At 67.5% G+C, this 26,099-nt stretch carries 28 protein-coding genes; 21 read left to right on the top strand and 7 right to left on the bottom strand.

What is annotated here, in order from left to right; genetic code table 11:
* Positions 1–22 precede the first annotated feature (22 nt).
* On the top strand, positions 23–619 hold the full coding sequence (locus O4J56_RS10835) for a Uma2 family endonuclease (protein WP_270685594.1): 597 nt from the start codon (positions 23–25) through the stop codon (positions 617–619).
* Positions 620–632: 13 nt separating this feature from the next.
* Here the strand turns inward: O4J56_RS10835 and O4J56_RS32030 are convergent, their stop codons facing one another.
* On the bottom strand, positions 633–947 hold the full coding sequence (locus O4J56_RS32030) for a Mut7-C RNAse domain-containing protein (protein ID WP_333563794.1): 315 nt from the start codon (positions 945–947) through the stop codon (positions 633–635).
* A gap of 411 nt (positions 948–1,358) precedes the next feature.
* Here O4J56_RS32030 and O4J56_RS10840 point away from each other — a divergent pair, with 411 nt between their 5' ends.
* From O4J56_RS10840 to O4J56_RS10905, 14 genes are all read left to right on the top strand, one after another.
* Positions 1,359–2,402 (top strand): hypothetical protein, encoded by a 1,044-nt coding sequence (locus O4J56_RS10840; RefSeq protein ID WP_408639102.1) that lies wholly within the window; start codon positions 1,359–1,361, stop codon positions 2,400–2,402.
* 65 nt (positions 2,403–2,467) lie between these two features.
* Complete coding sequence (gene cpaB / locus O4J56_RS10845) at positions 2,468–3,250, top strand: Flp pilus assembly protein CpaB (RefSeq protein ID WP_270685596.1); 783 nt, start codon at positions 2,468–2,470, stop codon at positions 3,248–3,250.
* A 2-nt stretch (positions 3,251–3,252) separates the two neighbouring features.
* The gene (locus tag O4J56_RS10850) at positions 3,253–4,914 is read left to right on the top strand and encodes an AAA family ATPase (protein ID WP_270685597.1); all 1,662 of its coding nucleotides are present in this window, start codon (positions 3,253–3,255) and stop codon (positions 4,912–4,914) included.
* A 50-nt stretch (positions 4,915–4,964) separates the two neighbouring features.
* Positions 4,965–5,360, top strand: coding sequence for a TadE/TadG family type IV pilus assembly protein (locus tag O4J56_RS10855; protein ID WP_270685598.1), 396 nt, complete (start codon positions 4,965–4,967; stop codon positions 5,358–5,360).
* Positions 5,361–5,398: 38 nt separating this feature from the next.
* Complete coding sequence (locus O4J56_RS10860; protein ID WP_270685599.1) at positions 5,399–6,730, top strand: CpaF family protein; 1,332 nt, start codon at positions 5,399–5,401, stop codon at positions 6,728–6,730.
* Positions 6,727–7,656 (top strand): type II secretion system F family protein, encoded by a 930-nt coding sequence (locus O4J56_RS10865; RefSeq protein ID WP_270685600.1) that lies wholly within the window; start codon positions 6,727–6,729, stop codon positions 7,654–7,656. Before O4J56_RS10860 ends, O4J56_RS10865 begins: the two co-directional genes overlap by 4 nt.
* A gap of 31 nt (positions 7,657–7,687) precedes the next feature.
* Positions 7,688–8,596: a type II secretion system F family protein gene (locus tag O4J56_RS10870; RefSeq protein WP_270685601.1), complete on the top strand. Its 909-nt coding sequence runs from the start codon at positions 7,688–7,690 to the stop codon at positions 8,594–8,596.
* Between the two features lie 5 nt (positions 8,597–8,601).
* The gene (locus tag O4J56_RS10875) at positions 8,602–9,849 is read left to right on the top strand and encodes a sensor histidine kinase (RefSeq protein ID WP_270685622.1); all 1,248 of its coding nucleotides are present in this window, start codon (positions 8,602–8,604) and stop codon (positions 9,847–9,849) included.
* 90 nt (positions 9,850–9,939) lie between these two features.
* On the top strand, positions 9,940–10,620 hold the full coding sequence (locus O4J56_RS10880; protein WP_270685602.1) for a response regulator: 681 nt from the start codon (positions 9,940–9,942) through the stop codon (positions 10,618–10,620).
* Between the two features lie 182 nt (positions 10,621–10,802).
* A complete protein-coding gene (locus O4J56_RS10885) occupies positions 10,803–11,063 on the top strand; it encodes a hypothetical protein (protein WP_270685603.1) in 261 nt (86 codons plus the stop codon).
* Positions 11,064–11,168: 105 nt separating this feature from the next.
* Entirely contained in the window at positions 11,169–12,308 is a 1,140-nt protein-coding gene (locus O4J56_RS10890; RefSeq protein WP_270685604.1) for a pilus assembly protein TadG-related protein, read from the top strand.
* A 261-nt stretch (positions 12,309–12,569) separates the two neighbouring features.
* Positions 12,570–13,445: an OmpA family protein gene (locus O4J56_RS10895; protein ID WP_270685605.1), complete on the top strand. Its 876-nt coding sequence runs from the start codon at positions 12,570–12,572 to the stop codon at positions 13,443–13,445.
* Between the two features lie 8 nt (positions 13,446–13,453).
* Positions 13,454–13,978 (top strand): hypothetical protein, encoded by a 525-nt coding sequence (locus tag O4J56_RS10900; protein ID WP_270685606.1) that lies wholly within the window; start codon positions 13,454–13,456, stop codon positions 13,976–13,978.
* 24 nt (positions 13,979–14,002) lie between these two features.
* Positions 14,003–14,605, top strand: a complete 603-nt coding sequence (locus O4J56_RS10905) for an aggregation-promoting factor C-terminal-like domain-containing protein (RefSeq protein WP_270685607.1) — start codon at positions 14,003–14,005, stop codon at positions 14,603–14,605.
* A 210-nt stretch (positions 14,606–14,815) separates the two neighbouring features.
* Here the strand turns inward: O4J56_RS10905 and O4J56_RS10910 are convergent, their stop codons facing one another.
* From O4J56_RS10910 to O4J56_RS10920, 3 genes are all read right to left on the bottom strand, one after another.
* A complete protein-coding gene (locus O4J56_RS10910; RefSeq protein ID WP_270685608.1) occupies positions 14,816–17,095 on the bottom strand; it encodes a spermidine synthase in 2,280 nt (759 codons plus the stop codon).
* A gap of 202 nt (positions 17,096–17,297) precedes the next feature.
* The gene (locus tag O4J56_RS10915; protein WP_270685609.1) at positions 17,298–17,471 is read right to left on the bottom strand and encodes a DUF397 domain-containing protein; all 174 of its coding nucleotides are present in this window, start codon (positions 17,469–17,471) and stop codon (positions 17,298–17,300) included.
* Positions 17,472–17,489: 18 nt separating this feature from the next.
* Positions 17,490–18,335 (bottom strand): helix-turn-helix domain-containing protein, encoded by an 846-nt coding sequence (locus O4J56_RS10920; protein WP_270685610.1) that lies wholly within the window; start codon positions 18,333–18,335, stop codon positions 17,490–17,492.
* 222 nt (positions 18,336–18,557) lie between these two features.
* Here O4J56_RS10920 and O4J56_RS10925 point away from each other — a divergent pair, with 222 nt between their 5' ends.
* The 4 genes from O4J56_RS10925 to O4J56_RS10940 are packed head-to-tail and all read left to right on the top strand — an operon-like array spanning position 18,558 to position 20,470.
* Complete coding sequence (locus O4J56_RS10925; RefSeq protein WP_270685611.1) at positions 18,558–18,947, top strand: hypothetical protein; 390 nt, start codon at positions 18,558–18,560, stop codon at positions 18,945–18,947.
* Positions 18,944–19,201, top strand: a complete 258-nt coding sequence (locus tag O4J56_RS10930; protein WP_270685612.1) for a hypothetical protein — start codon at positions 18,944–18,946, stop codon at positions 19,199–19,201. Before O4J56_RS10925 ends, O4J56_RS10930 begins: the two co-directional genes overlap by 4 nt.
* Complete coding sequence (locus O4J56_RS10935; protein ID WP_270685613.1) at positions 19,191–19,913, top strand: hypothetical protein; 723 nt, start codon at positions 19,191–19,193, stop codon at positions 19,911–19,913. The genes O4J56_RS10930 and O4J56_RS10935 overlap by 11 nt, the downstream gene beginning before the upstream one ends.
* Positions 19,910–20,470: a hypothetical protein gene (locus O4J56_RS10940; protein WP_270685614.1), complete on the top strand. Its 561-nt coding sequence runs from the start codon at positions 19,910–19,912 to the stop codon at positions 20,468–20,470. Before O4J56_RS10935 ends, O4J56_RS10940 begins: the two co-directional genes overlap by 4 nt.
* 98 nt (positions 20,471–20,568) lie before the next feature.
* Here the strand turns inward: O4J56_RS10940 and O4J56_RS10945 are convergent, their stop codons facing one another.
* The 3 genes from O4J56_RS10945 to O4J56_RS10955 all read right to left on the bottom strand — a co-directional run bounded on the left by O4J56_RS10945 (position 20,569) and on the right by O4J56_RS10955 (position 23,571).
* Entirely contained in the window at positions 20,569–21,042 is a 474-nt protein-coding gene (locus tag O4J56_RS10945) for a hypothetical protein (RefSeq protein WP_270685615.1), read from the bottom strand.
* Between the two features lie 16 nt (positions 21,043–21,058).
* Positions 21,059–22,435, bottom strand: coding sequence for a C2 family cysteine protease (locus O4J56_RS10950; RefSeq protein WP_270685616.1), 1,377 nt, complete (start codon positions 22,433–22,435; stop codon positions 21,059–21,061).
* 392 nt (positions 22,436–22,827) lie between these two features.
* Entirely contained in the window at positions 22,828–23,571 is a 744-nt protein-coding gene (locus O4J56_RS10955) for a hypothetical protein (protein ID WP_270685617.1), read from the bottom strand.
* 297 nt (positions 23,572–23,868) lie between these two features.
* Between O4J56_RS10955 and O4J56_RS10960 the strand changes: the two genes are divergently transcribed.
* Both O4J56_RS10960 and O4J56_RS10965 read left to right on the top strand, forming a co-directional pair.
* Positions 23,869–25,404 carry a Hint domain-containing protein gene (locus tag O4J56_RS10960; RefSeq protein ID WP_270685618.1) on the top strand — a complete coding sequence of 512 codons (1,536 nt, stop codon included), beginning with the start codon at positions 23,869–23,871 and terminating at the stop codon, positions 25,402–25,404.
* Positions 25,401–25,916: a hypothetical protein gene (locus tag O4J56_RS10965; RefSeq protein WP_270685619.1), complete on the top strand. Its 516-nt coding sequence runs from the start codon at positions 25,401–25,403 to the stop codon at positions 25,914–25,916. Before O4J56_RS10960 ends, O4J56_RS10965 begins: the two co-directional genes overlap by 4 nt.
* The last annotated feature ends 183 nt before the right edge of the window (positions 25,917–26,099 follow it).

Below are 26,099 nucleotides of genomic sequence, written 5' to 3' on the forward strand. Positions count from 1 at the left end.
GATGCAGGCCTAAGATGAGGGCATGGACCGTCTCCCGGAATGGGCCACGTCACCGGAGTCCCTTCTCCTCACTGAAGGGCAGTACGACGCTCTACCGGATCAGGTGCGGAAGCTGATCGAGGTCATCGACGGGCACGTGATCTTCTGCCAGAGCGGAACACCAGAACACAGCGACGTGGCCCGACGGCTGGCCAACGCATTCGAGACGGCCAAGCCCAAGGATCCCTGCCGCAGGGTGTCGACGGACATCGACGTCTACTTCACCAACCGGACGCGACGCGACGGCAAGCTCTCCTTCCGCCGGCCCGATGTGTCCATCTACCGCTGTATCGAGCGCGGCTCCAAGGTGACGACCACCGATACGGAGCTGGTGGTGGAGGTCGTCTCCCCGGGCTCCGGGTCCACGGACACCGTCGACAAGCTCGCCGAGTACGCGAACGAGGGCATAGCGGTGTACCTCGTGGTCTTCCTCGGCGATGACCTTCTCGTGAGTTCGATCCGTGAGTACCGCCTCGATTGGGCGAGCAAGACCTACCGCCTGGCGGACACCCACGAAGGGGCGCTCGGCCTGGAGTATCCCTTCGAAGTCACCGTCCCGTTCACCGACCTCGACGGCTGAGCATGTCCGTCCGTCACTCCCGCCCGCGCCCACCAGCGTGGTCGGCTCGACCGTCGCCCATGGAGACGACCGAGGTCAGCCGCCGGCAGTGGGCGCCGGGCCGGAACACTCTGCCGCAGCTCCCGCACCGGGCGAAGGTGTCATAGGTCCGGCGGGTGCCCGGCTCCAGCTCTCCGGCCGTGCCACTCCACGCTCCCGTGGACCGCAAGCCGCCCCGGAGCTCGGCCGCCTGGTCTCCACTCAGCCCGCTTCCGGAACCTCCCCTTCCTGGCCGGAATCGGCCAGGCGCACCCCTTCCCCTCGCGGTGACGGTACGCAGAGGGTTCACCTGCGGTTCCGCGACAGTACGGAACCGCTCCCCCGCCGCCGGCGTCTACCCCAGTACCGGGGGAACGGCCCACCGCAGTTCAGGCTCACCTCACCCGCCCGGCCGCGACCGGAGCACCGGCCGCCCCCGCAGCAGCCGCCCGCTCGACAGAAGGGACCACCGGCAGGACCGCCCGTACACAGCGCACCGCGGTGAACACACACTCTCAGATGAGCGCAGTAGGCTATCCCACCACGGATTCCTCCAGAACAGCGCGACCGCCCCGATTCGCCGCACGTCCCCATCCCCCTCGATTCATGGGAGTTCGCTGAAGTGACCACCCGTTCCTCCAGGAGTGTCAGCGCTGTCGCCCTTCTCGGCGACTACCCCAGCACTGGCCTGCTCGGGGCGCACCAGGCCGAGCGGTTCCCGATGACCGGCCGGGACAAGGGTGAACAGGCCGACGCCTTCATCGACTTCGCACGGGCCAACCTGGAGCAGGGGCGCAAGGTCACGGCGCTGTACGCCAAGTGGAACGCGGAGACCGCCGAGCGCGTCATCGCCTTCGCCCGCGGCGCGCTGCTCACCGACGAGATCGGCCAGATCGCCCTCGACATCTCCCCGCTGGCCCTCTCCCTGGTCGCCGACCAGCTCTCGTACATGGCCCCCTACCTTCCGTCGGGGGTCACCGCGGCCCTGGCCGAGGAGCTGTGCGGCCACGTGCTCGCGGGCGCGTGGCTCAAGCGGGTGAACAACCTGGCGACCATCCCGATCACGTTCAAGCAGCACCTCGGCTCCTACATCCCGCGCACCACGTTCCTGGCGTTCAACGCGCCCGTGAAGCGCGTCGGCCGGGTCAAGAAGCGCGACCCCCGGCCCAACCTGCCGAACCGCCCGATGGACCCCGTCCAGGTCCTCGTCTGCCGCCCCGACGGCCACAGCCTGGACGAGTTCAACGAACAGCTCACGCCCGCGCTCAAGGCCGTGTCCCTGAACGCCCTGCCCGAGCAGCCGCTCGGCCCCAAGTACTGGGGGGTGCGCAAGTACATCGAGTTCGTCGTGTTCAGCGCCCACCCCCAGGCCCTGACCAGTACCCCCCGGGCGATCCGCCCCTCCACCTGCACGTGGTGCCGTGAACTCGTGGCCGGGCTCCTGTGCCCGTACTGCGGAGGGGTGAACCAGCCCCCGGTCGGGCGCCCGCCCACACGCACCGCCGACGTCCCCGCCCCGCCCACCAAGAGCACCGGCGAGCACATCCGCCCCGCCTGGGTCGGCGCCGGCCGCCAAGGCGGCCCCACCGGACCCCAGCAGCCTCCGCAGCGCGGAGCCGCGCCGCAGCCGCCCCAGGGCGGCCGCCCCGGCCCGCCCGGAGGGGGGCACCCCAGCGGCCCGCAGGCCCCGGTCCGACCCCCGGGGCGGCCGCCGAACGCCGCGGCCCCTCCGCACACGTCACCGACCGGACCGTCGAGCACCTGAGCGCGGCATGACCCGCCCGCACGAATCCGAGTCCCTGCCCCCTCTCCCTTAGGAACGAAAAGCGTATGAACCCCCGCCAGCGACGCGGCCTCCTGCTGATGATCGTCGCCGGTATCGGCGCCGTCGCGGTCTTCCTGACCGTCGTCTCCTACGTGAACGGCATCAACCGGGAACTGGGCACCTACCGCACGACCCTGCGGCTGACCCAGGACGTGTCCCCGTACCAGCCGATCACCGAGGACATGGTCGAGGAGCACCAGGTCCCCGCACGGTTCTTCGACGAGGAGACCTTCATCTCCAACCTCGACCAGGTGCTGGACCAGCCCGGCCGCACCCCGGTCTCCTCCACCTACATCGCGGAGGGGTCGCTTCTTCAGACCAGCATGGTGATCCCCGCCCCGGAGCTGGAGGCGGGCGAGCGGGAGATCGCCATCATGGTGAACGCCGAGACCGGCGTCGCGGGCAAGGTCAGCCGCCAGTCCCGGGTCGACATCTACGCCACCTTCCCCGCCGACGGGGAGGGCGACAGCTGTGCCACCCGCGTCCTGACCGACGTCGAGGTCCTCGAGGTCGGCCAGGTCGGCCAGAGCACCGACGAGTCCGGCATGACCTCGGCGACCGTGCCGGTCACCTTCCGGCTCAACCCGGACGAGAGCCTGCAGCTCACCTACGCCGAGGCCTTCTCCGCCTCGCTCCGGCTCGCCCTGCTCAGCCCCGAGGGCTCCGGTGACCCGGGCAACATCCAGTTCTGCAGCAGCGACCAGCAGAACCTGGAGCAGGAGGCCCAGTCCGACGGCGACGAGGAGCAGCAGCAGGAGGAGCAGGGGACCCAGGGAGGCACGAACTAGAGATGAGCCACAAGGTCATGATCGGCGTCCCCAGCCCCGAGCTGGAGACGTCGCTGACGGTCCGCTTCGACGAGCTCAGCGACTGCGAGATCGTCAGCATCCACCGCTCCTATGCCGAGCTCAGCGAGACGCTGCGGTCCATGCCCGACCTCGACGTGCTCATCGTGCACGAGGACCTGGGGCCGCTGCCGGCGGTGGAGCTGATCCGCGACGTCGCGCGCAACCACCCCCAGCTGGCCATCCTGCTGATGGTGGAGGAGTCCGACCCGGAGGAGTTCACCCGGGTCATGGAGGCGGGCGCCCGCGGTGTGATGCTGCAGGACTGCACCATCGGCGAGCTCGACGCGCGCGTCGGCCACGCCGCGGAGTGGTCGCAGACGCTGCGCCGGCACTTCGAGGAGGCCAACGCCGACGTCCCGGCGTCCGGGCGGCGCGGCTCGATCATCACGCTCACCGGCGCCAAGGGCGGCATCGGCACCACCACCCTGACGATCCAGCTGGCCCGCGCCGCCGCCCAGGCCGGGCGGTCGGTCTGCCTGGTCGACCTGGACCTGCAGAAGGGCGACATCCCGGGCTACCTGGACCTGAACCACCGGCGGAGCATCGTCGACCTGGTCGCGGCGGCCGACAGCATCAGCGGGTCGATGCTCGGCGAGACCCTGTACGTCCACCCGGAGGGCATGCACATCCTCCTGGCGCCCCGCGAGGGCGAGCGCGGCGAGGAGGTCACCGAGACGGCCGCCCGGCAGATCCTCGCCAGCCTGAACTCGCGCTACGAGCTGGTGATCGCCGACTGCGGCTCGTACATGACAGACGCCACGGCGATGGCCTGCGAGCTGGCGCACACATGCCTGGTGACGGCCACCCCGGACCTGCCGGCGCTGCGCGCGGGCCAGCGGCTGATCTCCATGTGGGAGCGGCTGCAGGTGCGGGAGAAGAAGAACGTCAAGGCGCTGCTGCTGCGGCACAGCCGCCAGAACGAGATCCAGCCGGACTTCGCGCGCAAGCTCATCGGCGTCGACCTCGTGCCCACGCCCGTGCCGTCGATCTTCCGCAGCCTGGAGGAGGCGTCGAACACCGGCGACCCGCGCCGGATCACCGACCAGAACCTCCTGAAGGCCTACAGCAAGATCGCCGCCGAGCTGAGCATCCTGGAGGCGCCGCCCGAGCCGGACCTGGTCGCGGCGCACGCGGGCCCGGAGGCCGAGCAGATGCCCGAGGTCCCGCGCAAGAAGGGCCTCTTCGGCAGGGAGAAGGCGGCCAAGCCCAAGAAGGAGAAGAAGGAGCGGAAGAAGAAGCAGAAGGCGGGGGACAAGGGCGGACAGCTCATCGAGTTCGCCGCGGTCACACCGATTCTGATCCTTGCGGGGCTCCTGGTCTGGCAGGTGGTGCTGTTCGGCATCACCAGCATGTACGCCAGCCACGCCGCCAACGAGGCCGCCCGGCAGGCGGCGGTCACCCCTGACGACCTCGGCAAGATCACCGGTGAGGCCTCCAAACGCGTCCGAGCGCCCTGGGACAACACCAGCACCTTCCACGTCGAGATCGACCACCGACCGGACGGGTCGTATGCCAAGGCCGTGTTGGCCATGCCGGTGGTACTGCCCAGTGCGACGTCCCCCTGGGACGTCTCCGGGGAATCCAAGATCTACTACGAACGGTGACCCCCCACAGGCGGGACCACACCGCCTGAGACCGAGTATCCGAGAAAGGCATGGCCATGGCGCTCTTCCGGTCGAGACCCCCCTTCATCGCCGGCTCCGGCCGGAGGGGCGACCGCGGTTCGCAGTTCCTTGAGGCCGGAATCTACTTCCCTCTGCTCTTGGTCGTTGTCGCCCTCGTCATGGAGCTCTTCGCCGCGTTCATGGCGATGGAACGCCTGGGCAACGCAGCACGCCACGGTGCGCGCGTGGCGTCCGAACAGGGAGTGGCGGCGGGAACGGAGGCAGCCCGGGGTTCGCTTCCGGGTTGGCTCGACCATGCCGAGGTCACCTCGGGCTCCCAGGACGGCACCCGGTACGTGGAAGCGACGGCGGAAGCACCGTTCCTGGTGCCCGCAGGGGACTTCGGTATCGAGATCTCACGACGCGTCGACATGCCCGCCCTGTAAGTACGCACACCCGCCGCAACACGGAGCATGCATCACCCATGGCCCTGCGCAATCGTCTCGATGAGACTGCCCGCCCCACTCAGGGCACCGACGACCGCAACAGCGTTACCCACTGGCGCCAGCGCCTGCTGACCGAGGTCAACCTGGAGGACCTCGCCAAGCTCAGCATGCAGCAGCGGCGGATCCGCCTGGAGAAGGTCGTGGGCCACCTCCTCTCTCGGGAGGGGCCGGTCCTGTCCGACCGCGAGCGGAGCGCGCTGATCCGCCGCGTCGTCGACGAGGCCCTCGGACTCGGGGTGCTCGAACCGCTGCTCGCCGACGACAGCGTCACCGAGATCATGGTCAACGGGCCGGACACCATCTACGTCGAACGCGCAGGCAAGGTCGAACGGATCAGCACCACCTTCGCCAGCGATGCACAGTTGATGCAGACGATCGACCGCATCGTCTCCCAGGTGAACCGCCGCGTCGACGAATCCAGCCCGATGGTCGACGCGCGTCTCCCCTCCGGCGAGCGCGTCAACGTGATCATTCCCCCGCTGTCGCTGACCGGCGCCACGATCACCATCCGCCGCTTCCCCAAGCCCTTCTCCATCCGGCAGCTCGCCGCCAAGGGCAGCCTGGACGAGCACACCGGCGCCCTGTTGGCGGCACTGGTCCGCGCGCACTTCAACGTCATCATCGCGGGCGGTACCGGCAGTGGGAAGACCACGTTCCTCAATGCCCTGTCGGCCTTCGCGCCGAACAGCGAACGCATCATCACCATCGAGGACTCCGCCGAACTCCAGCTCCAGCAGGAGCACGTGATCCGCCTGGAGTCCCGGCCCCCGAACATGGAGGGCGCGGGCCAGGTCACCATCCGCGACCTGGTCCGCAACTCCCTGCGTATGCGCCCCGACCGGATCATCATCGGTGAGGTCCGCGGTGCCGAGACCCTGGACATGCTTCAGGCCATGAACACCGGCCACGACGGGTCGCTGGCCACCGTTCACGCCAACTCGGCCGACGATGCCGTCTACCGCCTGCTCACCCTGGCCTCGATGAGCGAGGTCAAGATCCCCTTCGAGGCGATCCAGGACCAGATCAACGCGGCCGTGGACGTCATCGTGCACTTGTCCCGGTACGCCGACGGATCACGGCGCGTCGGAGAGATCGGGGTGGTCACCTCGAGCAGACGCGAGCAGTTCCAGCTGACACCGGTCCTCCGTTTCGAGCCCCAGCCCCTGGACGCCCAGGGCAAGGTCAACGGCCTCTTCCGCCGGTTCCCCCTGCCCAGGAACATCGCCCAGCGCATCATCAACGCGGGCGAGGTGGTCCCCTCCGTGTTCACCGAGCCCGAGCACACCGTCCCCATTGGAGCAGTCAAGTGAGTCTCGACGTTCTGGCCCTGCTCTTGGCCGCCCTGACCCTGCTCATCGGGGTCTGGGGGTTCCGTGAGTGGGGTGTCGGCACCATGGAGCGCAGGGATCTCGCCTCGCGTGGGATGGAGGGCGAGCTGGACCGGCGCCACCGGTCACCCCTGGCGCGCATGGACAGGATGCTCCGCAACGCCGATTTCGGCGTCAAGCTGGAGAGGCGGCTGCGCACCGCCGGCCTGGAGATGAAGCTGTCGACCTTCGTCATGATCACCGTCGTGGCGTCGATCGTCGCCGTGGTGTTCCTCTGGAACGCGTTGGCCCCGATCTTCGGCATCGTGGCGATCTTCGGTGTCGTCGCCGGCATCTTCGGCTACCTGAAGCGTCAGGAGGAGCGGCGCAAGGAGGCGTTCACCGCCCAACTGCCGGAATTGGCCCGCGTGCTCTCCAACGCGACCCAGGCGGGTCTGGCGCTGCCGACGGCGATCGACATGGCCGCCGAGGAGCTGGACGACCCCGCGGGCGCGGAGCTGCGCCTGACGGCCCGCTCGATCCAGCTCGGCCAGCCCTTCGAGGAGGCCATCTCCGATCTGCGCGACCGCATGCCGTCCCGTGAGATCGGTGTTCTCATCAGTACCCTGCTGGTCTCCTCCCGCTCCGGCGGTGCCCTGGTGACCTCCTTGCGCAACATCTCGACCACGCTGGAAAGCCGGAAGGAGACGCGGCGCGAGGTGAAGACCATCCTGGGTGAGGCCACGTCGACCGCCTACGCCCTCCTGGTGATGGGCATCGGTTCGTTCTTCCTCATCAACACGCTCATGCCCGGCGCCGTCGCGACCATGGCCCAGAGCAACATCGGCCTGGCCATCATCCTGGTCTCCCTCACCTTGTTCGCGGTGGGCTTCGTCGCCGTCCTGCGAATGTCCAAGCTCGACTTCTGACCGCCGCCCAGAGACTCCGGAGCCCCCACCCATGTCCCTCTCCCTCACGACGATCCTCCTGCTGGGCTGCGCCGCGGCGATGTGCATCTGCGTGTTCGTCTGGGGCGTCCATCTGCTCACGGCGAAGGCCCAGGTAGCCGCCGACCTCACGTCCGCCGCCCCGAAGAAGTCCGAGGATGAGGACGAGATCTTCATCCTGCACAGGATCACGCAGGGCCTTGGCAGGCCTCTGCTGCCCACGATCAAGTCGAAGCTCAGCGACCAGCAGCTCGAGAAGCTGGACCAGAGGATTCAGGGAGCCGGCAGCCCTGAAGGACTGACCGTCGACCGCTACATCAGTCGCAAGGCAGGTGAAGTGCTCCTCTACGGGAGCGTCGCCGTCATCGTCCTGATCAAGGGCAGCCCACTCTTCGCCATGGCCATTCTGGTCTTCACCTTCATGACGGAGATGCGGCTCATCTCCGAGCGCGGCAAGCGCCAGGAGCAGATCCAGAAGCAGCTCCCCGACTTCCTGGACGTCCTGGCGGTCACTGTCGGGGCCGGACTCTCCTTCCGGCAGGCGCTGGCCCGCGTGAGCGACTCGATGCCCGGGCTCCTCGCGACGGAGTTCCGCACCGCCCTCCACCAGATGGACCTGGGGACCAGCCGCCGCGACGCCTTCAAGGAACTGCGCAAGCGCAACAACAATGAGTCTCTCGGGCGCTTCGTCACCGCCCTTCAGCAGGCCGAAGAGCTCGGTGCGCCGCTCGCCGATGCGCTCATGACCATCAGTGGCGACATCCGCCGCGACGATGCCCAGTTCCTCCGCCGCAAAGCTCAGAAGGTCTCGCCCCGTGTCACCGGCGTCACGGCGGCCACCATGCTTCCCGGTCTGCTCCTTGTCGTCGGAGGCGGGATGTTCCTCGGTATGGACCTCGATTTCAGCATGTTCGGCGGGTGACAGCGATGGCCGGAGTCGTCCCTGCCACTCTCCCCCGACTCGCCGCGCTCGTCCGGCTCCTGCTCCAGATCCGGATGCTGTTCTGCGCGATGGCGCTTCTGCTGATCCCGACCAACCGGCTCTCCGTCGAGACGATCGTGTTGGTCGCCGCCATATCGATCCTGTCCGGGCTGGCCGCTCGACAGTGGGAGAGGTTCGTTCCGTACCTGCGGTCGCATCCTCTGCTGTCCACACTGGACATCACGGCCACAGGTGCGATCCTCGTCATCGACGGCCCCTCCGGCCCCGCCTTCATCACCACGGTCATCTCCGCGGCGATCGCCGGGATCCTCTTCGGTGGGCGCCAGGCGGCGATGGTCGTCGCCTTCCAGATCTTCTGCTACATGTCGGCGCTCGCCGCCTACGCCACCATGGCCGGCCCCAGCGCTGAGATCGAGGTCCTGTCCTACCAGGTCCTGGCCGTACATCCGGCCCTCTACCCGGTCGCCGGCTATGCGGGGGCCAAGATCCGGGCGGTGCTCACCGAACTCGCCGGAGAGCAGATGGCACGCCGCAACGCCGAACGCGAGATCGCGGCCGTCCAGGAGCGGGAGCGCCTGGCCAGGGAGATGCACGACTCCGTCGCCAAGACGCTGCGCGGGGCGGCCATGGCCGCCCAAGCGCTTCCCCTGTGGTTGAAGAAGGACCCCGCGCGGGCCGAGGAGGTGGCAAGGCAGATCGTCGCCGCGTCGGACACCGCCGCGGCCCAGGCACGCGAGCTCATCACCGATCTGCGAGAACACGACGACGCCGGGGCCGACCTACCGTTCATCCAGGCTCTGGGCATCGTGATCGCCGAGTGGAACAAGGAGCATGCGATCGAGGTCGAAGTGACGATCCCGCCGGATGCGTCCCCTGAACCGCCTGACACCGCGAGGCGAGAAGCCTTGGCGATCCTCAAAGAGGCCCTGACCAATGTCGAACGGCACGCCGACGCCGGCCATGTCCACATCGAGGTCCAGGAGCCGACGCCCGGCACCTGCAGGCTCATCATCACCGATGACGGACGAGGGTTCCCGGAACCGCCGGCCCGGCTGCTGGAGACCGAGCGCTCCGGCAACGGCCACTACGGCCTTCTGGGGATGGTCGAGCGGGCGGAGGGCGCAGGCGCGACTCTGGAATTCACGGATGGGCCCGGGGGAGGCGCCCGACTCTCCCTGTCCCTTCCACTCGGGGATGCTCCCAGGGCCACCCGACCATCTGCCACCGTGTGACGGTCTCCGCACCTTTCGGAGACCGGGAACCGGCGCCTCCCCCACCGCATCTCAATTCGCGTAGCCCGACCTGACGAGCCAGGAGTCCCCGTGACCTCCCCTTCCCCCGACGCCCTGCCCGACTTCTCCCCGATCACCGTCCTCGCCGTCGACGACAACGTGATCGTCAGGACCGGCCTGGTCTCCCTCCTGGAGGCCATCGAGGACATCACCGTGGTCGCCGAGGCCACCAACGGAGCCGAGGCGCTCGAACTCGCCCGGCTGCACAACCCGACCGTGACCCTCCTCGACGTCCGGATGCCGGTCAGGGACGGCATCAGCACCGTCGAGGAGCTCTCCGGACTCTCCAAGGTGATCATGCTGACCCACACCGAGGACGCCGACATCATCCGGTCGGCGCTCCGCAAGGGAGCATCCGGGTACCTCGTGCACGGGCACTTCAGCGGTGAAGAGCTTGAGCGTGCCCTGTCGGAAGTGGCCCGTGGCTCCGGCACCCCCCTTTCCCCTATCGCGGCGACAGCGGCACTGCAGTCCGTGCGAACGACGCCGGAACAAGCACCGCCGGACAATCCCGCGGACGGCCTCGGCTTGACCGAGCGCGAGGCTGAGGTCCTGGAAGCCATCACCCGCGGGTTGAGCAATAAGGCCATCTCGAAAGAGCTCTTCTTGACGGAGAAGACCGTCAAGAACCACATCAACCGCATCTTCCGAAAACTCGATGTGACGACGCGTGCAGAGGCCATCGCGCGCTGGAACGGAGTCGGGCCGTGACCTGAGGTGCCTCCTCAGCAGGCCGGGAGTGGGCCTCGGGACCTCAAAGGGCTTGGGCCCACGCCGACCTCAAGTTGGGCCCGCAGGCCCTATGCCCCCGGCCATCCGCCCCCGTAGATTAATGAGCGTCGCAAGGGCACAGGCCCCGCCGGGAAAACGGCGGAACTCAGAAGGAGACTCAAATGCTGGACCTCCGCACCAAGATGAACGACTTCGTCGCCAAGCGCCGCGCCAAGAAGGAAGACAAGGGCGCCGGCTTCATGGAGTACGGTGCGATCATCCTGCTGGTCGCCGCCATTGCCACCGCGGTTCTCGGGCTCGGCCTCGACGACACGATCAAGGGCTGGTTCAAGGACAGCGTCGACGAGATCGAGAAGGAGGCCGGCGCCGGTGGCGGCGGCGGTGGCAACGAGGAGGAGGAGGAAGAGGGCGGCAACGGCTAAGAAAGCCGCTCCTCTCTGACACCGGACGTCGGGCTGACGCCAAGGAAGCTTTTGGGAGGTGGGGCCTTTCCCCACCTCCCACCCTCCAGATATGAATGCTTCACGATGAAACTCATACTGACGTCGCGCTTCACCGGCGAGCGGGGACAGGCCAGCCTGTACCTGCTCGTCGGTTTGGCGCTTTCCCTAGCAGCCCTTGCCGTCCTCTTCGTTCGTGTCGGTGAGGCCAACAACATGCGGTCGTCCGCGCAGACTGCGGCCGACGCGGCCGCGCTGGCCGCAGCGGGAGACATCCAGCACCGGGTCGCCGAGACACTCGCCGGCGGCAATCTCCCCTGGGGTGTGGGCTGGCAGGCGGGAAGCGGAAAGTCCGCCGCCAAGGACTACGCCGCGAAGAACAACGCGACGTTGGAGGACATCCGGGCCAGCGACAACGAGCAGGGCCGCATCGGGAACTTCGTCCGGGTCGAGGTCAGAGGTAACGCGTGCCAGCGCGAGCTCCAGGACGACCGCAGCGTTACCTGGATGTTCCGCGAATGCCCGGACAAGGAAGAACTCGAGGAGGCCGAGAAGAACGACGAGACCATCCCGGTCACCACGGGTAACGCCGCCGCGATCGCCGAGGTGCAGATACCCGACTGCCAGCTCGTCCCCCTCTTCAATGTCCTCGGCGTTGAGATCGGGAACTTCGTCGCCTGCCGCCCCGCTGACAGCGGTGGCGGCTATCAGCGCATCTGGACCTACGGGCAGGCCAAGGGGATGACCGATGTCCGCCTCGTCGACCGCGAAGGGCAGTGGATCTACTCCGAGCTCACCGGTGGTCCGGGCAGCGGCCGCTACCCCTGCGACGCTGTGGGCGGGCAGAACATCACCCGCCAGATGTGCGAGACCCACGAGGCGATCATGGGCGAGTGGGGTGCGGTCTTCGAGAAGTACGGCGTCGGCTGCTATCGCTCCCAGGAGGACGGCGGCGACCACCCCCGCGGCCGCGCCTGCGACTACATGGTCTCGGCCAACGGCAACCTTCCAAGCGCCGACCTCAAGCAGGGATCGGACGCCGCAGCTCAGTGGATGATCGACAACCACGAGAAGCTGGACATCAGTTACATCATGTGGGACCACCACATCTGGAACCCCAGCCGGGATCCGGTGGGCGACTGGAACAACGTGAAACGCTGGGTCCCTGAACGCGGAGGAAACACGGTCAACCACATGGACCACATCCACGTGTCCGTCAACACCTGACGCCCCACGGCCACCGGCCCTCTACCCCCGGACTCACGCCGTCCGCTAGCCTCTGACCGACCGACGTACCTCAGAGGAGCCCCCATGCATACCAGCAAAGGTGCGGGGAAACGCACGCGCACTTTGCCCAGCGTGCTCGCCGCCGCAACGACGACACTCCTTCTCGCCGGATGTGTCGGCGCCGATGACAGCGGTTCCCCTTCCTCCGGAGGAGGGGAAGATGGAGGTTCCGGCGGGCAGGGCGGTGGAAAGGACGGGGTCGTGGCCACTGCAACCACCACTTCCACCTTCCACAAGGACAAGTTGCAGATCGACATCCTTTCTTTGGAAAGAAGTGGAGATACGGCGGTCCTCACCGCGCGCGTCACAAACAATGACGACGAGGATGCAAAGGTATACGACCTCTTCTCCACGAGCAATCGATTCGGAGGGCAGTACAGCACTCCGGACGGAATCAGTCTGATCGACGCGGCGAATTACAAGCGCCACCTCCCCCTCGTGGAGCAGGAGGAGGAAAAATGCCTGTGCAGCACTTGGGACGACACGAGCTCCCTGGCCCCCGGAGAGGACTTTGAGTTTTGGGCGGCCTTCCCCGCCCCTCCCGAGGACGTGTCATCGGTTTCCATATCAACGCCGGTGACCGCGAACATCAGCGGCGTACCGGTCTCGGATGGCGGAGACATCGACTCCGAGATCACCGAAGCCGATACCAAGGACCCGGAAATACTCAACCTGGACGCCTACCAGGAGAACCTCGAAGGCGACAGCGACCGTGAGCAGAGCGGCGAGGAAACGTCCATTCACCTTTCCGCGGACGTCTTGTTCGAGGTGAATGAATCCGAGCTGACCGGCAAGGCCGACGACACCCTGGAGGACGTGGCCAAGGAGATCGACGGCAGCTCTGCGACCACGATCAAGATCGATGGCCATGCAGACGACACCGGTGACGACTCCATCAATGTCCCCCTGTCCGAGGACCGGGCGGAGTCCGTCAAGAAGCGTCTTGAGGGCCTCGTGACCCGAGACGGCGTGGAGTTCGAGACCGCCGGCCACGGATCCGAGGACCCCATCGCCTCCAACTCGACCGAAGAGGGACGCGAGAAGAACCGCCGAGTCACCGTGACGTTCCAGAAGTAGGTTCACGAATGCCAACTCATCGACTTCCGAAGCGGATCATCTCTGCCTGCACCGCGACCGCCGCGTGCGCGTTGGTCCTGCCGATCTCCTCCTCCTACGCGGAGGAGGCCCTCCCCGTCGCTTCGGCGGCCGAGGCATCGTCCGACGACTACGGGGCGTCGTCCATCGATGTGAACAGCGCCGTTCGTGAGGAGGGTACGGACCTCGTCACGGTCACCTGGACGATCAACGTCAAGGACAGCGATGACATCTACGCGGGCGACCTCACCGGAGAAACCTTCGAATACACCGGAGAAGGAAGCCACGGCGTGACCGCCCTGGACGAGGAGAACCAACTTCGGTTCTACACCCTGCGGGACGAGCGAGGGATATGCCTCTGCGCCGGCGTCCAGACCCCCGGTGACTTCATCGACCCGGTACGCGAGGACTCCTCCGCCCCGTACTGGAACACTTTCATGATCCCGCAGGACACAAAGAAGATCACGCTCGAGTTCCCCGGGTTCGAGCCCGCGCAGGACGTACCCATCGAATAGTCCCCCCAACTGTCAGGTTTCTCCATGAAACGCATTGCCCTCCTGAGGGATCGATTCGCCAATAGAAGCGACCGCGGTGCGACCCAGTTCCTCGAGCTGGGTGTCATCTCCATGCTCGCCGCCATGATCATCACGGCGGTGGCTGCGGTCGACCCTGGAGGCCGGTTCAACGACATCGTTCGCGAAATGGTGTGTCTCGTCGAGGGTCCGGAGTGCGATGGAAAGACCTGGACCGAGGTGGACAGGCCTAAGAAGCCCGAGGAGTACTCCTTCGGAATCCCGACAGGTGGCCGTGCCGGCGACAACAAGGCCAACAAGAAGATCGGCAAGGAGCTGGCGGCCGAGCGCGGCTTCACCGGTCGCGAATGGGAGTGCCTTGAGACGCTGTGGAGCCACGAGAGCGGCTGGAACCACAAGGCCGTGAACCCCAGTAGTGGAGCCGCGGGCATCCCACAGCTCCTGCCCAGTGTGCACAACGTCCCTGCGGGGTTCATGGACAGTCCGGAGATCCAGATCGAATGGGGTCTCAACTACATCGAGGACCGCTACAACACGCCGTGTGAGGCGTGGGCGTTCTGGCAGAACCCCACGAACAGCCCGTCTGGGGCCAGCGCAAACTGGTACTGATACCGGAGCGGAACTTTGGTGCGAAAAGGTGGGGTCGGTCTCCAGACCGACCCCACCTTCTATCTCCCTACCCAAGGTCGATGAACGCGCAGATGGGTTACTCCGCCACCAGGAGGTGACCCCCTCGCCGCCGTCACGGGTGTATCAACACGGACCGTCTCTCCAGTGCCGGGGGTGCCTGGGGGGCGGGGGTACCGCCCCCAGGCACCTTCACCACTTCAGGATCGGTAGCAGTGAGGAATAGGAATCGGTCCACACGGGGCCATCGGTCGGGATCGCCTGCCACTCGTCGGCGTTAGGTGCACCATCGGAGGTGATCGGCTCCAGGTCGCCCTCTTCGGCGGCGAGGACCGCCCACACCGATGGATAAGCGTACGGATTGACCTCGTCACCGTCCTCATCCCGATTGGCGTCGGAGCGGAGCAGTCCCTGCATGCCGGCCTCGGTCGCGGTGGCCCCGAGCATGGGCTCAAGCTCAAGGTTGCGGTTGCTGAGGTGTACGACCAGGACTCCCCCGGGCGCGAGTTTGGTCTTGAACTCCGCCAAGGCCTCGCGAGTGAGCAGGTGGGCCGGGATCGCGTCAGAGGTGAAGGCATCGAGGACGATCACGTCGTAGGTTCCGTCATCGGCCTCGTCGAGCAGGAGTCGGCCGTCACCGACCATGGTCCGCACATCGCACGCGCACTCGTCGAGGTAGGTGAACCAGCGCGGATCGGAAGCCACCTTGACCATTTCCGGGTCGATCTCGAAGAAGTCGAATCTCTGTCCCTTCTTCCCATGGGCGGCGATCGCACCGGTTCCCAGGCCGACCACCCCGACGTTCGACGCGTCCTGGCCGTAGGTGGAGAACACGTCCCCCACCGGCCCTGTCTCGGAGTAATAGGAGACGGGCGTGGAGCGATTGTCGGCGTCTTGGAGCTGGAAGCCGTGCACGGTCGTACCGTGGGAGAGCTGGCGCCGTTCACCGTCCTCGGTGATGGAGTAGGAGCCGAAGAACGTGCGGCCCTTGAGAACGTCGTCATCGCGGAGGTATCCGAGACCGACGAGCGCCAGCGCGGAGACCACCGCCAAGAAGCCGACGAGGACGCGCCGGTCCCGCATGATCACGATGCACAGCGGCATCGCCATGAGCATCGCGCCCATGAGTACGGGAACGCTGCGGGTGACGAAGTACAGGACCACGGCCACCGCGACCAGGGCCAGCAGAGCCAGGCGCGCCCAACTGCGGTCCCGCAGGGCCTGGACCGGCGCCGAGGGACGGGTGGCGGCCAGAGCGACCAGCACGGACGCGATCAGCGCGAGCGGGTACTCGAGCATCTCGTCGAATACCAAGGGGGCGATGACCCCGTTGAATAGACTGCCCAGCGCACCGCCCAACGATGTGATCATGAAGAACTCGGTGAGTCGTGAAGGCTCGGGGCGGTCGGCGGCCAGCAGCCCGTGGCATGCCAGGGAGACCAGGACGAGCATGGCCATCGCCGCGAGCATCGCGACCGAGACGGGCACCAGGGTCGGCATCCTGCTGAGCAGAACGAGGGGCAGAACGGCGACCAGCAGGAGCTCCACCGTTCCGGAGACCCAGCCGTGCCGCCGCGCTCCGAAGGCGATGATGTAGGTGCCCAGGAACAGGGCGAGGGGGATGACCCACAGCAGCGGGACCGCTGCCACGTCGGTGGACATGTAGGTGGTCGCGCCCTGCATGAGCGAGGACGGCAGGGCCGCGAGGGCGAGCCACAGCGCTCGCCGCTTCCAGGTGACCGCCGTTCCGGACGCCGGGGGCGCCTCTTCGCCGGCTTCCCCACCGGCTTCCTCCTGCTGCGGGACGGCCCGGCTGGCACGTCGGCGGACGATGACCGCGCAGCAGCCGATGAGCACCGCGAACACCACGTAACCCGCCGCCCAGGTGAGCGCCTGCGTGCGTGTCTCCAAGGTCGGTTCGACGATGAAGGGGTAGGCGATCAGGGCCGAGAGACTGCCGACATTGCTCGCTGCGTAGAGGAAGTAGGGGTCGCGGGAGCGGGGCAGGCCGAGCTGGGAGTACCACGCCTGGACCAGCGGACCGGTGGTGCTCAGGACCAGGAAGGGGAGCCCGACCATGGCCCCGAGCACGAGGAGCAGCCACGCGGCCACCGGGACCCCCTCGCCGGGGATCGCCCAGGCCGGGAGAGCGACAGGGAGCACGAAGAGCGGTACGAGGACCAGGACCGCGTGCAGGGGCGGGTGGGCACGTCCGAACAGCCTCGGGGCGAAGTGCGCGTACGCGTAGCCGATGAGGAGCACGGTCTGGAAGAACAGCAGCGAGGTCGTCCACACCGCCGCGGCGCCCCCGTAGGGGGGCAGGAGCATCTTCGACACCATCGGCTGGACGGCGAAGAGCAGGAGCGCGCTGAGAAGGATGGCCGCGGTGAAGAGGACGTTGAACAGCCCGACGCGGGATGGGCTCCGAGCTTCAGTCTCGGAGGCGGGCGGGGCCTCTGAGGCCGTGGTCATGGGGGCTCCGGTGGAGGGCTGGGGGTAGCGGGACATACATGGTCACCGTGGTGACAGGTACGTCATACCAGCCCACCCACCCCAGAGGTCCCTTCGGACAGGCGAATCCTGGCCAGATCACGCCGATCTGACCGAATGCGGCCATGCCGTCCCGCTCATGGTGAAGGCCCGGCCTGCAGGCCGGGCACCACACCCTTCTGGGCTAGTCGTCAAGTTCGAGCGTTCTTAGAAACCCCAGCCACTCGGCACTTGGGAACTCCAAGTGCCCCCGGTTCCGGTTCATCGTGTCGCGCACGGCGCTCGAACCGGGGAGGTCGGCGACCTCGACACAAGCACTCTCATTGACGCTATAGCTGGACTTCCGGAACTGAAGCATCGAATCCGTCCTCCTCGCCTATTCGATGAAGCTTCGCAGGTATGCCACGGAGTCGGCTTTGGAGAGAGCATCCATGCAGACATGCTCGAAGGCCGTCCGATATCCCGCCACCTGTGCCGACTCCTCCAGGTACAACCCTTCCGACCGGGTCTCCAAGTACACGATCGACGGATCCAGGTCCTCGGCGTAGTCGAGGATGACCATGGATCCGTGTGTCGATGCGTGGAGTCCGGCGGAGATCGGTAGCACCTGGACGGTGACCGTGTTCACCGCCTCGGCCTGATCGATGAGGTGGCGGAACTGCTCCGGGGCGACCTCAGGCATCGCCGCCAGCCTCAACAGGGCGCTCTCATCGATGACGGCTCTGAAGTCGGGGGCGTCGCCGCGCTGCAGGATCTTCTGGCGCTCCAGTCGAGCGCTGACCGCTCGGTCGATCTCGGCCTCGGTCCTGGCGGGGACGACCCGAGCAGTGGCTGCGGCGTAATCGGCCGTCTGCAGCAGGCCGGGGATGACGATCGGCTGGTACGAGGAGATTACCGACGCCTCGGCCTCGAAGGCCACGTAGAGATCGTTGAAGACGTCCCCGTACTCGTGCCACCAGCCGCGCTCCTTGGACTGGCGCCCCAGGTCGAGGATGGCCTCGCGGCGTTGGTCGTCGTCCACGCCGTAGAGGTTCATGAGGTCCCGGAGCGCCGAAGAGTCCGGCCGCGAGAGCCTGCCGCCCTCCATGTGGTTGAGGCGCCCCGACGACCAGCCGAGCTCCTTGCGCGCCTGCTCGACGGTGTAGCCGGCCGCCTCCCTCATACGACGAAGCTCCAGCGCCAGACGGCGCCTGCGGATCGTGGGGCTGTGCCGGTTGGTCATGTCCGCCTCGGGCTCCTGCTCGTCGCTGCCACGCCGATCATAGGGCGCCGCCTCGCAGATCGGGATATTTCTGTCAGATTGACAAAACCATATTGACGAGTCAATCTGACAGAGTCAAACTCGGAGTTGTCTTGCACCACCGCCGCCTGGCGGCTCGACCTCCCCTGGGGGAGCCATGTCCACTCCGGCCACGACCACCGCCCGCCCTGAGGGGGCGCCCCGATGAGCGTGACCTACTCCGTCCCTCGACTCGACGGCGACGCCTACTCCCGCTTCGTCGAACTCGCCCTGCGCTACACGCGCTGGGGCCTGGGCTACACCTCCGACGGCACCGCACTGCTGTTCACCGCCGCGCACTCCTGCCACGACGTCGGCTTCTCCTGCCGCGACCTCGACGACTTCGCCGAACTGCTCTCCGCCACCGACCGCTATCTCGCCCGCCTGCCCCGCAACCGCGTCCGGCCCTTCCTCGCCGCACACGAGCGCGCGGTGGCCCGCCGCGAGGCGCGCGACGTCCACGCTCTGATGACCCTGTCCCAGCGTCTCGGGCGCGGCGATGTCCAAGAGGCACTGGCCCGGCACGCCAAGTCCCACTGCGAGTGGTCCCGGTGAGCCGCCCGGTCCGCATCACCGATCCGGCGCCCGGCATGGCACGCCTCGAGTCCACCGACGACGGCGAACTGCTGCTGACTCTGGCCCCCGGTGTCCACGTCGTGCTGCGGCTCGGCCGACACGACCGTGCCGACCTGCAGTACGCCTACCTTCAGCGCCTCATGCGCCAGATCGGCGCCGCCCGCCGCCTCGTTCACCGGCCAGATACGCTCGAATCCCACCTCTCCAAGAAGGATGCCCGAAGTGTCCCTTGAGGAAGAGATCCCCGAATGCGCCACGCCGTCCCTTCTCTTGCGGGAGGCGAATCCGGATCCGGATTCTCAGAAGCAAATCCTCGACCGGGTACAGACCGCAATCTCAGTCAATCGTGCCTGGTCGGAGATCGTGCCAGCATGGATGGAGGACGTGTTCGCCCTACTGGCCCCGGACTTCGTCCGCGCGAGCGTCGTTCCCGGCTGCGACTTCATCACCTGCCTCACCAGAGCAGGGAGGGCGAGCGGAGCCTTCCAGTACATCGCAGGCCTCAGGATCGAGTTCCGCGGTGCGTTCCGAGGGCCTGGAGACGTCGCTCCAGGCGGCAGGGTGATTCGGCGGCTTCATGGGCTGCTGGAGTGGTCAGGGCCCGAACCTGACTCCGTCACACGAACGGTTCGTGAGGTTTACCCGACCCCCGAGGCATGGAGACGCGCAGTCGATAGAGGTAACGTGGCCGATCTCGATCTGAGGCTGCGGAGCTCACTCGGATTCGTGGAGTCGCTATGGGAAGAACGGGCTGAGCCTTGGGAGCACAACGCAAGGGACCCCCGTCTGGTGACTGTGGACCCAGATGGAAGACTTCAAAGGCGAGCACCTATTGCCGTTGACGCCGGCGGAGGTCCGATTTGGAGTGACCGCCGACACGTCCGGCGGTTCATACGACGAAACAAGCAGGAGCTGGACATGATCGCCCAAGAGTTCGGGGCATGAGCACATCGTCCATCGATGACCTCCTGACCTGGCTTGCCGCCAGGAAGGTCGAGGACATCGTGGTTCCGGGCTACATAGACCACACACTCAATGAGGAGCGCCCGTTCCTCAACGTGTGGAACACCAGCCTCTACGTGGTCACCGACGAGGGGATGCTGCGCATCGAGGACCGGCGTGCGCACGGCCGGCTCCACTTGTCCAGGACCGACGACCTCACCGACGCCGAACAGGACCTTGACGAACATGTACTGAATCGGGAGTACGGGGAGGAGTTCATGCCCGTCTCCCTTGAGTGGCAACTGCTCGCCGACGGGCGCGACTTCAACACACTGACCCGGGCCAGGTACGCGGCCGGGCCGGACTCCCGCCCTCAGCAGGGGGTGGTCGACTGCCTGGAACTCGTCTTCGACGACTGCTGCTGCCTGTTCACCGCTTCGGAGTGGGACGGCCTGGACGTCGGCTCCCACGGCGCCTTCGACCGCTGGACCGATTACCTGCATGAGGACCCCGAGGGCCTGCGCCGCGTAGTGGAGTGGACACCGTCCCACCGCCGGTGAGGCGCTCTCTGGGCACCACCGCCCGGCGGGCCGGGTCTTTGGCCCTGCGCGGGGTGTTCTCCGCCGCCCCAGCGGCGGCGGAGAACACCTCCTCGCACCTACTCCGGAGCGGTCACGCTGACCCGAACCGAGCCCGTCGCGGCGCCCTCCACCTCCGCGGCCTCCGGGTCGGAGGCGGTCACCTCTTCAATGGTGCCGGTGTGGCCGGTCTCCAGGGTGAAGGTGTCACCGGCCTCGCCCTCCACGTACTCCTCGGCGTCGGGGTCTCCGGCGTCGGCCTCGGGGACGAAGGACAACCGGGCCTTGCCGTCCTTGGTGGACAGGACACCGATGCGCAGCCCCACCGCGGAGCCCTGCGTGCTCTGCGCGATGGTCAGCGTCTCCTCCGCGCCCGGGCTCGGGGACGGCGGCGGCTGGTTGGGGTCGTAGGGCTCCTCCGTGGAGGAGTCCACCGTCGACAGCGCGGGCGGCTCCTCCCCTCCCCCACCGTCGGAGCACCCGACGGCGAGCGGCAGCAGGAGGACGCAGGCGCCCAGCGCGAACACGGAGAGCCGCATACCGTTCACCGGCATCGATGGCCCCTTTCCCTCACCCGTGGGAGTTGATGTCGACTCGGCGGACATGCCTTTGGAACTCCTCCTGCGTCAGTGTCACGTGGGAGTAGCCCCACGGATTGTAGAGCGTGACGTTCCCGTCCTCGTCGATGTCCTGGACGATGTAGGCGTGGCTGTTGGCCAGCCCGCCCTTGGACGGTTCCTTGTCGTACAGCGGACCGTCGTCCCCATCGCCCTCCGGGAACGTGGAGACCGTGACCGCGGTCTTGTTGCCGTTCAGCCACCCTTCCAGGTCCGACTGGTCGACGTCGTCGGTGTCGTAGGTCTTGCTGTCGTCGCCAGTGACGAGCTCCATCGCGTTGGTCGCACGGCCGCCCTCGATCTCCCCGAAGCTGCCCTCACGCTGTGCGTAGGCCTTCTCCAGAATGATCGGCCACATGGCGCCGCCGGAGGGGCGGGCGAAGGCGGGGCCGCCACCGCCGTTCATGACCATGTCCGCCGTGACCGTGACCTGCTCGCCATTGTCCGGGAACGTGACGGTGTAGGTCCCGTTGGCGTTCTCGGTGATCATGTCCTTGATGAGCTCGGGGTGCTTGTCGGCGATCGCGCCGAGGCCGGCCAGCCACCAGCAGTCGCCCAGCGCCCCCTGCTGGATGTCGTCCATCCCGATCTCACCGTCCTCGGGCCACAGCCGGACCTTGTCCTCGTCCACACGGCCCCAGCGCAGGTCGTCCTCCTGCCCGTTCTCGTTGGCGTCGTCCCCACCGACGTCGTCGAAGTCCGGCTCGATGCCGTCCTCATCGACCAGGCGCAGGTCGCGGATGGTCTGCAGCGGCAGTCGGCTCAGCGCGATCTCGCGGACGCCCTCCTCACCGAGCAGCCGCCTGATCTCGTCCGCGGTGAGGCTCTGGAACAGTGCGTCGAGCTCGGCGTCGGTGAGGTCGTTCAGGATCTCCGCCGGAGCGTCGGGACAGCCGAAGAGGCAGCCCCAGAAGTCGTCCGACTCGTCCCAGTACTCGCGGATGTCGTCCGCCGCCTCTTCGGCGGCGTCGAAGTCCTCGTCGTCCGGGGAGGGCGGTGTGTCGGGGGTGGGTTCGTCAGGTGCGCGCGCGGGCTTGGGCTCGGCGGCATTGTTCTCGTCGTCTGCCGGGTCGGAGGCGGTGTCCTCGCACTCCTCGGAGCCTTGGGCGGCCTCCTCGACTTCGCATACTCCGGTATCGAAGAAGCCGGAGACGCGGTCGGGGATGCCGGTGGCGAAGACAGCGACCACCAGGGCCGCCACCAGGAGGATGACCGCGCCGTACTCGGTCATCCCCGCGCCGCGGTCCCACCGCGGCGCGGACGGGGCGCCGGAGCGGGCGCCGTCCCGGCGCATCAGCTCACCGCCGACCGGCGGAAGGGGGATCTTCATGGGGGTCGAGCGCCTGTTCTGGTAGGGGGTCCGGCCCGCAGAACGGCCTCGTGAGCCGCTCCCGCTCGCGCCGGTGGGACTCGCCGAAGGACACCGGGGCCCCTTCACTTCTGCGAAGGTCGGCACTCCAGTCCTCACAAATCGGCACGGGTCATCCTCTCCCGCCTAGCAGACCCCCGCCACATCACGGAATGTCGACTGGGACCTGGGCCCTTCCCGGCCTCCCGATGTCGCCCCGGCGGAGAACCCGCACAACTCCCCAGTTCAGAAGGGTTCAACGGTTCGAAGAGCGCAACATGCACGCCCTGGAGCCCTCAGGACGACCGACCGGAGATTCCAACCAAGTTGGGCCCAAGGACCCAAGCCCCTAAGCTCTCTGAGCCGAAGTGCCGCTAATCCGCTAGGCGAACGCGAGCCTGGGTGAGGCGGTAGCGAACGAAGTGCAGCTCACCCTTCGTCTCCGGTGCGCGGAAGTCCAGTCGGCCCCTGCCCATGAACTCCCCGGTCTTCTCGGACGAGCCTCCGGCCTTGTTGATCGCTTCTTCCGCCAAGGAGACGTTGACCAGGGAAAGGTCGGCCCCTGCGGGAAGGTCTCCGGGCATGGGCACCGGTCCGCCGGGAGGTTCGATCGTGATCTCGGCCAGCTGCCCGGTGGCGGTCCTGAGGCGGACGGGGCCGTTCTCCGGTGCGACATGGCCGATCAGGGCAGTCGCCTCGGCCACGGGCATGCCCAGCATGAAAGGGTCGTAGAAGCCCGTGGAGACCAATTCCTCGATCGCACGGACCGCCTTGGGGTACGTCGAGCGCTCACGCGGCGAAACCGGGACCGGGGCGAACTCCGATAGCACCGCCCCGCCCGGCGGCGACGTGTACGAGTTCGTCTCCGCGGACGCCGGGCCGGCGAGGTCCTCGCCGTCGCGCCAGATGGAGCCGCATTCACCGCACACCCACAGGCACTCACCGGTGCGCTCCGCGCACTCCATGCCCAGGTCGATCGCCCCGCACTCGTTGCACCGCTGCATCGGCCCCCTCAACCGGCGGCGGCCCCCTGCCGCCGCCCTTCCACCCGGTACAAAGTTCGCCACGCTCAGGTTGTCGACCTGCTGTGCCCGCCGGTCGGTTCTGGCGGCGGTCACCCGGCTCGAGCTCGCGGGCCTCCTTCCAGGTCTGCTCGTCCTCGCCCCAGAAGGGGTGGCCGCCGGTGGCGGTGATCCCGCCCCCGGAGTGTTCGGACGGCACTAGAAGCCGGACAACGCTATCGGAAGGGACGCCCCCTTCTCCCGCCGTCCCCCTCCGGCGCCGACACCCCTGGAGCTGGGCCCGAGATTGGGTCCCGGGGCCCTGTGCCAGGTCAGATGTCGCCCAGTAGCGTTTTGAGGCTGCGCGTCCGAATCGCGCTGCACTGACGTTGATCGCCTGTGTTGGGAATACGGATGCGCTGGGTGTGGAGGGCCGAACACGGCGGCTTCAAGATCGAGTACGGGGCGTTGTTCCTGCTCGTGGCGACGATCGCCACAGCGATCCTCGCCTTCGGCATGCCGACGCGCGTCCAGGAGTTCTACGTCGTGGCCATGTGCCGCATCGACCCCGAGCGCGAGGACTGCGAGCCGTACGGCGGAGGGCCGGGCACCGGGGACGGGAACGGCAGCGATGACGACGGTTCCCAGGGCGACGGTCAGGACGGGGACGGCCAGGAAGGCGACGGCGAAGACACCGGGGACGGTGAGGGTTCCGAAGACGGCGAAGGCGGAGAAGAGGACGAAGGCGAAGGCGAGGAGGGCGACGAGTCCGAGGATGAAGAGGACACGTTCGACCCCGCACTTCTCGAAGAGGTCTCCGACGCCAACTCCGAGCTCGCCGATGCCGAGCAGGAGCTGGCCGACGCCGAGCAGCAGCTCGAAGACGCCGGATACGACGAGGTCTACGACGCCCTGATCGAGGTCGTCGCCGACATCGTCGGCTGGACCGACGCCAAGAAGTGCATCACCGAAGGCGACATCATCGCCTGCCTGACCACCATCGTCGGACTCAGCCCCTGGGGCAAGGGCCTCAAGCTCATCAAGAACTCCGGCAAGATCCTCAAGCTCTGGAACCGCTTCCGCAAGGCCAAGAAGGCCCGCGACGCCGCCAAGAAACTCGTCGACAAGGCACGCGGCAAGGTCAAGGACAAGAAGAAGGCGCGGGACACCGCCGCGACCACCTGCAGCACCGGCAACAGCTTCGTCGCCGGGACGCCCGTCCTCATGGCGGACGGGTCGACGCTGTACATCGAGGACATCGAGGCCGGCGACGAGGTCCTCGCCTTCGACCCCGTGACCGGTGAGGAGGGCCCGCGGGAGGTCACCGCGACCATCACCGGCGACGGCCCCAAGGACCTCGTCGACCTGGTCGCCGAGGTCGACGGCTCCACGATCACGATGACCGCCACCGCCGGGCACCCCTTCTGGCTCCCCGAGGAGGCGGAGTGGACGGACGCCGGCGACATCGCGCCGGGCGACCGCCTCCGCACCCCCTCGGGCGCGTGGGCCGAGGTCACCTCCGCCGACGGCTACGGCGTGGACGAGCGCCAGGTGTTCAACCTCAGCGTCGCCGGCACGCACACCTACTACGCGGGTGACGGCCCGACCCAGGCCCTGGTCCACAACGCCCCGCCGAAGGGGTGCGGGCTCACCCCCGGCAAGAACGCGCCCCGCTTCGACAGTAAGACCGTGAAGAACGGCGAGTTCAAGGGCGGCCGGTTCCGCATCGACGTGGAGAACTCCTACCCGGACAAGCCCGGGTCGGCGAACGTGCACATCCAGCTCAAGGGCCGCGGGTTCGACCAGAGGAAGGACAAGTACTTCTACAATCCCGAGGACGGCACCTGGACCAACAAGGACGGCGTCGCGCTGCCCAAGAAGGTCGAGAAGCTGGTCTCCAACGCCGACATCGACAAGGCCCTCGGCTACCTGGACCTGAAGCGCCCATGATCACCAACGAACCGATGGACCGGCTCCTGATGGAGCTGGGGCCCATCGACGACGCCCCGCTGCCCGAGGAGCTGGCCGAGATCGCGGACGCGCCTTGGGGGCGCGGCCCCACCGGTGTCCTGTCCCCCGGCGGTCCGCCGCCCGACTGGGCCGCCGAGGAGCCCGACACCGGCCCCGAGGGGCTGATGGACACCGAGCTTGAGGTCAACGACTTCCGCATCGACGACGAGGACCTGGTGGAGGACCCCTCCACCTACCTGCACGCGGCCCTGTCCCGCGGGCTCCTCTTCGCCGCGCGGTGCCTGGTGGGCGCGCGGGCGCTGCCCGAAGCCGCGGACCTGCGCGCGGTCGTGGTCACCGGCGTCGACGAGGACTACCTGGTGAGCGGCACGACGGTGCGCTTCTTCCGCCTGCGGGACGCCCTCCCCGGCCGGTATCAGAACCTCACGCTGTTCACTCTGGAAGCCATGGCCGTGATGGACCTGGAGGACGCGGAGCGCATCGCAGGCTGACCCGTCGGTCGGCCGCGCCTGCGGCCCCATGCGTTGTTGATCTCGGGGAAGTCGGTCTTAAGTGGGCCGTCATTAGCCCGAGTTCCCCGAGATCAACGACAGCGCGCCCCGCACCGCCGCCCCCTCGATGATCTCGGGGAAAAGGACGCTAAAACCGGCCCGGTAGGGGCGTTTTTCCCGAGA

The sequence above is a fragment of the Nocardiopsis endophytica genome, from assembly GCF_027706725.1.
Lineage (GTDB): Bacteria > Actinomycetota > Actinomycetes > Streptosporangiales > Streptosporangiaceae > Nocardiopsis_A > Nocardiopsis_A endophytica.

Coding starts and splice junctions, on each gene's coding strand:
- O4J56_RS10940 (WP_270685614.1), top strand. CDS start 19,910: ATGAGCACATCGTCCATCGATGACCTCCTGACCTGGCTTGCCGCCAGG.
- cpaB (WP_270685596.1), top strand. CDS start 2,468: ATGAACCCCCGCCAGCGACGCGGCCTCCTGCTGATGATCGTCGCCGGT.
- O4J56_RS10960 (WP_270685618.1), top strand. CDS start 23,869: ATGCGCTGGGTGTGGAGGGCCGAACACGGCGGCTTCAAGATCGAGTAC.
- O4J56_RS10920 (WP_270685610.1), bottom strand. CDS start 18,335: ATGACCAACCGGCACAGCCCCACGATCCGCAGGCGCCGTCTGGCGCTG.
- O4J56_RS10915 (WP_270685609.1), bottom strand. CDS start 17,471: ATGCTTCAGTTCCGGAAGTCCAGCTATAGCGTCAATGAGAGTGCTTGT.
- O4J56_RS10885 (WP_270685603.1), top strand. CDS start 10,803: ATGCTGGACCTCCGCACCAAGATGAACGACTTCGTCGCCAAGCGCCGC.
- O4J56_RS10965 (WP_270685619.1), top strand. CDS start 25,401: ATGATCACCAACGAACCGATGGACCGGCTCCTGATGGAGCTGGGGCCC.
- O4J56_RS10950 (WP_270685616.1), bottom strand. CDS start 22,435: ATGAAGATCCCCCTTCCGCCGGTCGGCGGTGAGCTGATGCGCCGGGAC.
- O4J56_RS10905 (WP_270685607.1), top strand. CDS start 14,003: ATGAAACGCATTGCCCTCCTGAGGGATCGATTCGCCAATAGAAGCGAC.
- O4J56_RS10850 (WP_270685597.1), top strand. CDS start 3,253: ATGAGCCACAAGGTCATGATCGGCGTCCCCAGCCCCGAGCTGGAGACG.
- O4J56_RS10835 (WP_270685594.1), top strand. CDS start 23: ATGGACCGTCTCCCGGAATGGGCCACGTCACCGGAGTCCCTTCTCCTC.
- O4J56_RS10945 (WP_270685615.1), bottom strand. CDS start 21,042: ATGCCGGTGAACGGTATGCGGCTCTCCGTGTTCGCGCTGGGCGCCTGC.
- O4J56_RS10925 (WP_270685611.1), top strand. CDS start 18,558: ATGAGCGTGACCTACTCCGTCCCTCGACTCGACGGCGACGCCTACTCC.
- O4J56_RS10840 (WP_408639102.1), top strand. CDS start 1,359: ATGACCGGCCGGGACAAGGGTGAACAGGCCGACGCCTTCATCGACTTC.
- O4J56_RS10875 (WP_270685622.1), top strand. CDS start 8,602: ATGGCCGGAGTCGTCCCTGCCACTCTCCCCCGACTCGCCGCGCTCGTC.
- O4J56_RS10910 (WP_270685608.1), bottom strand. CDS start 17,095: ATGACCACGGCCTCAGAGGCCCCGCCCGCCTCCGAGACTGAAGCTCGG.
- O4J56_RS10860 (WP_270685599.1), top strand. CDS start 5,399: ATGGCCCTGCGCAATCGTCTCGATGAGACTGCCCGCCCCACTCAGGGC.
- O4J56_RS10890 (WP_270685604.1), top strand. CDS start 11,169: ATGAAACTCATACTGACGTCGCGCTTCACCGGCGAGCGGGGACAGGCC.
- O4J56_RS10900 (WP_270685606.1), top strand. CDS start 13,454: ATGCCAACTCATCGACTTCCGAAGCGGATCATCTCTGCCTGCACCGCG.
- O4J56_RS10870 (WP_270685601.1), top strand. CDS start 7,688: ATGTCCCTCTCCCTCACGACGATCCTCCTGCTGGGCTGCGCCGCGGCG.
- O4J56_RS10855 (WP_270685598.1), top strand. CDS start 4,965: ATGGCCATGGCGCTCTTCCGGTCGAGACCCCCCTTCATCGCCGGCTCC.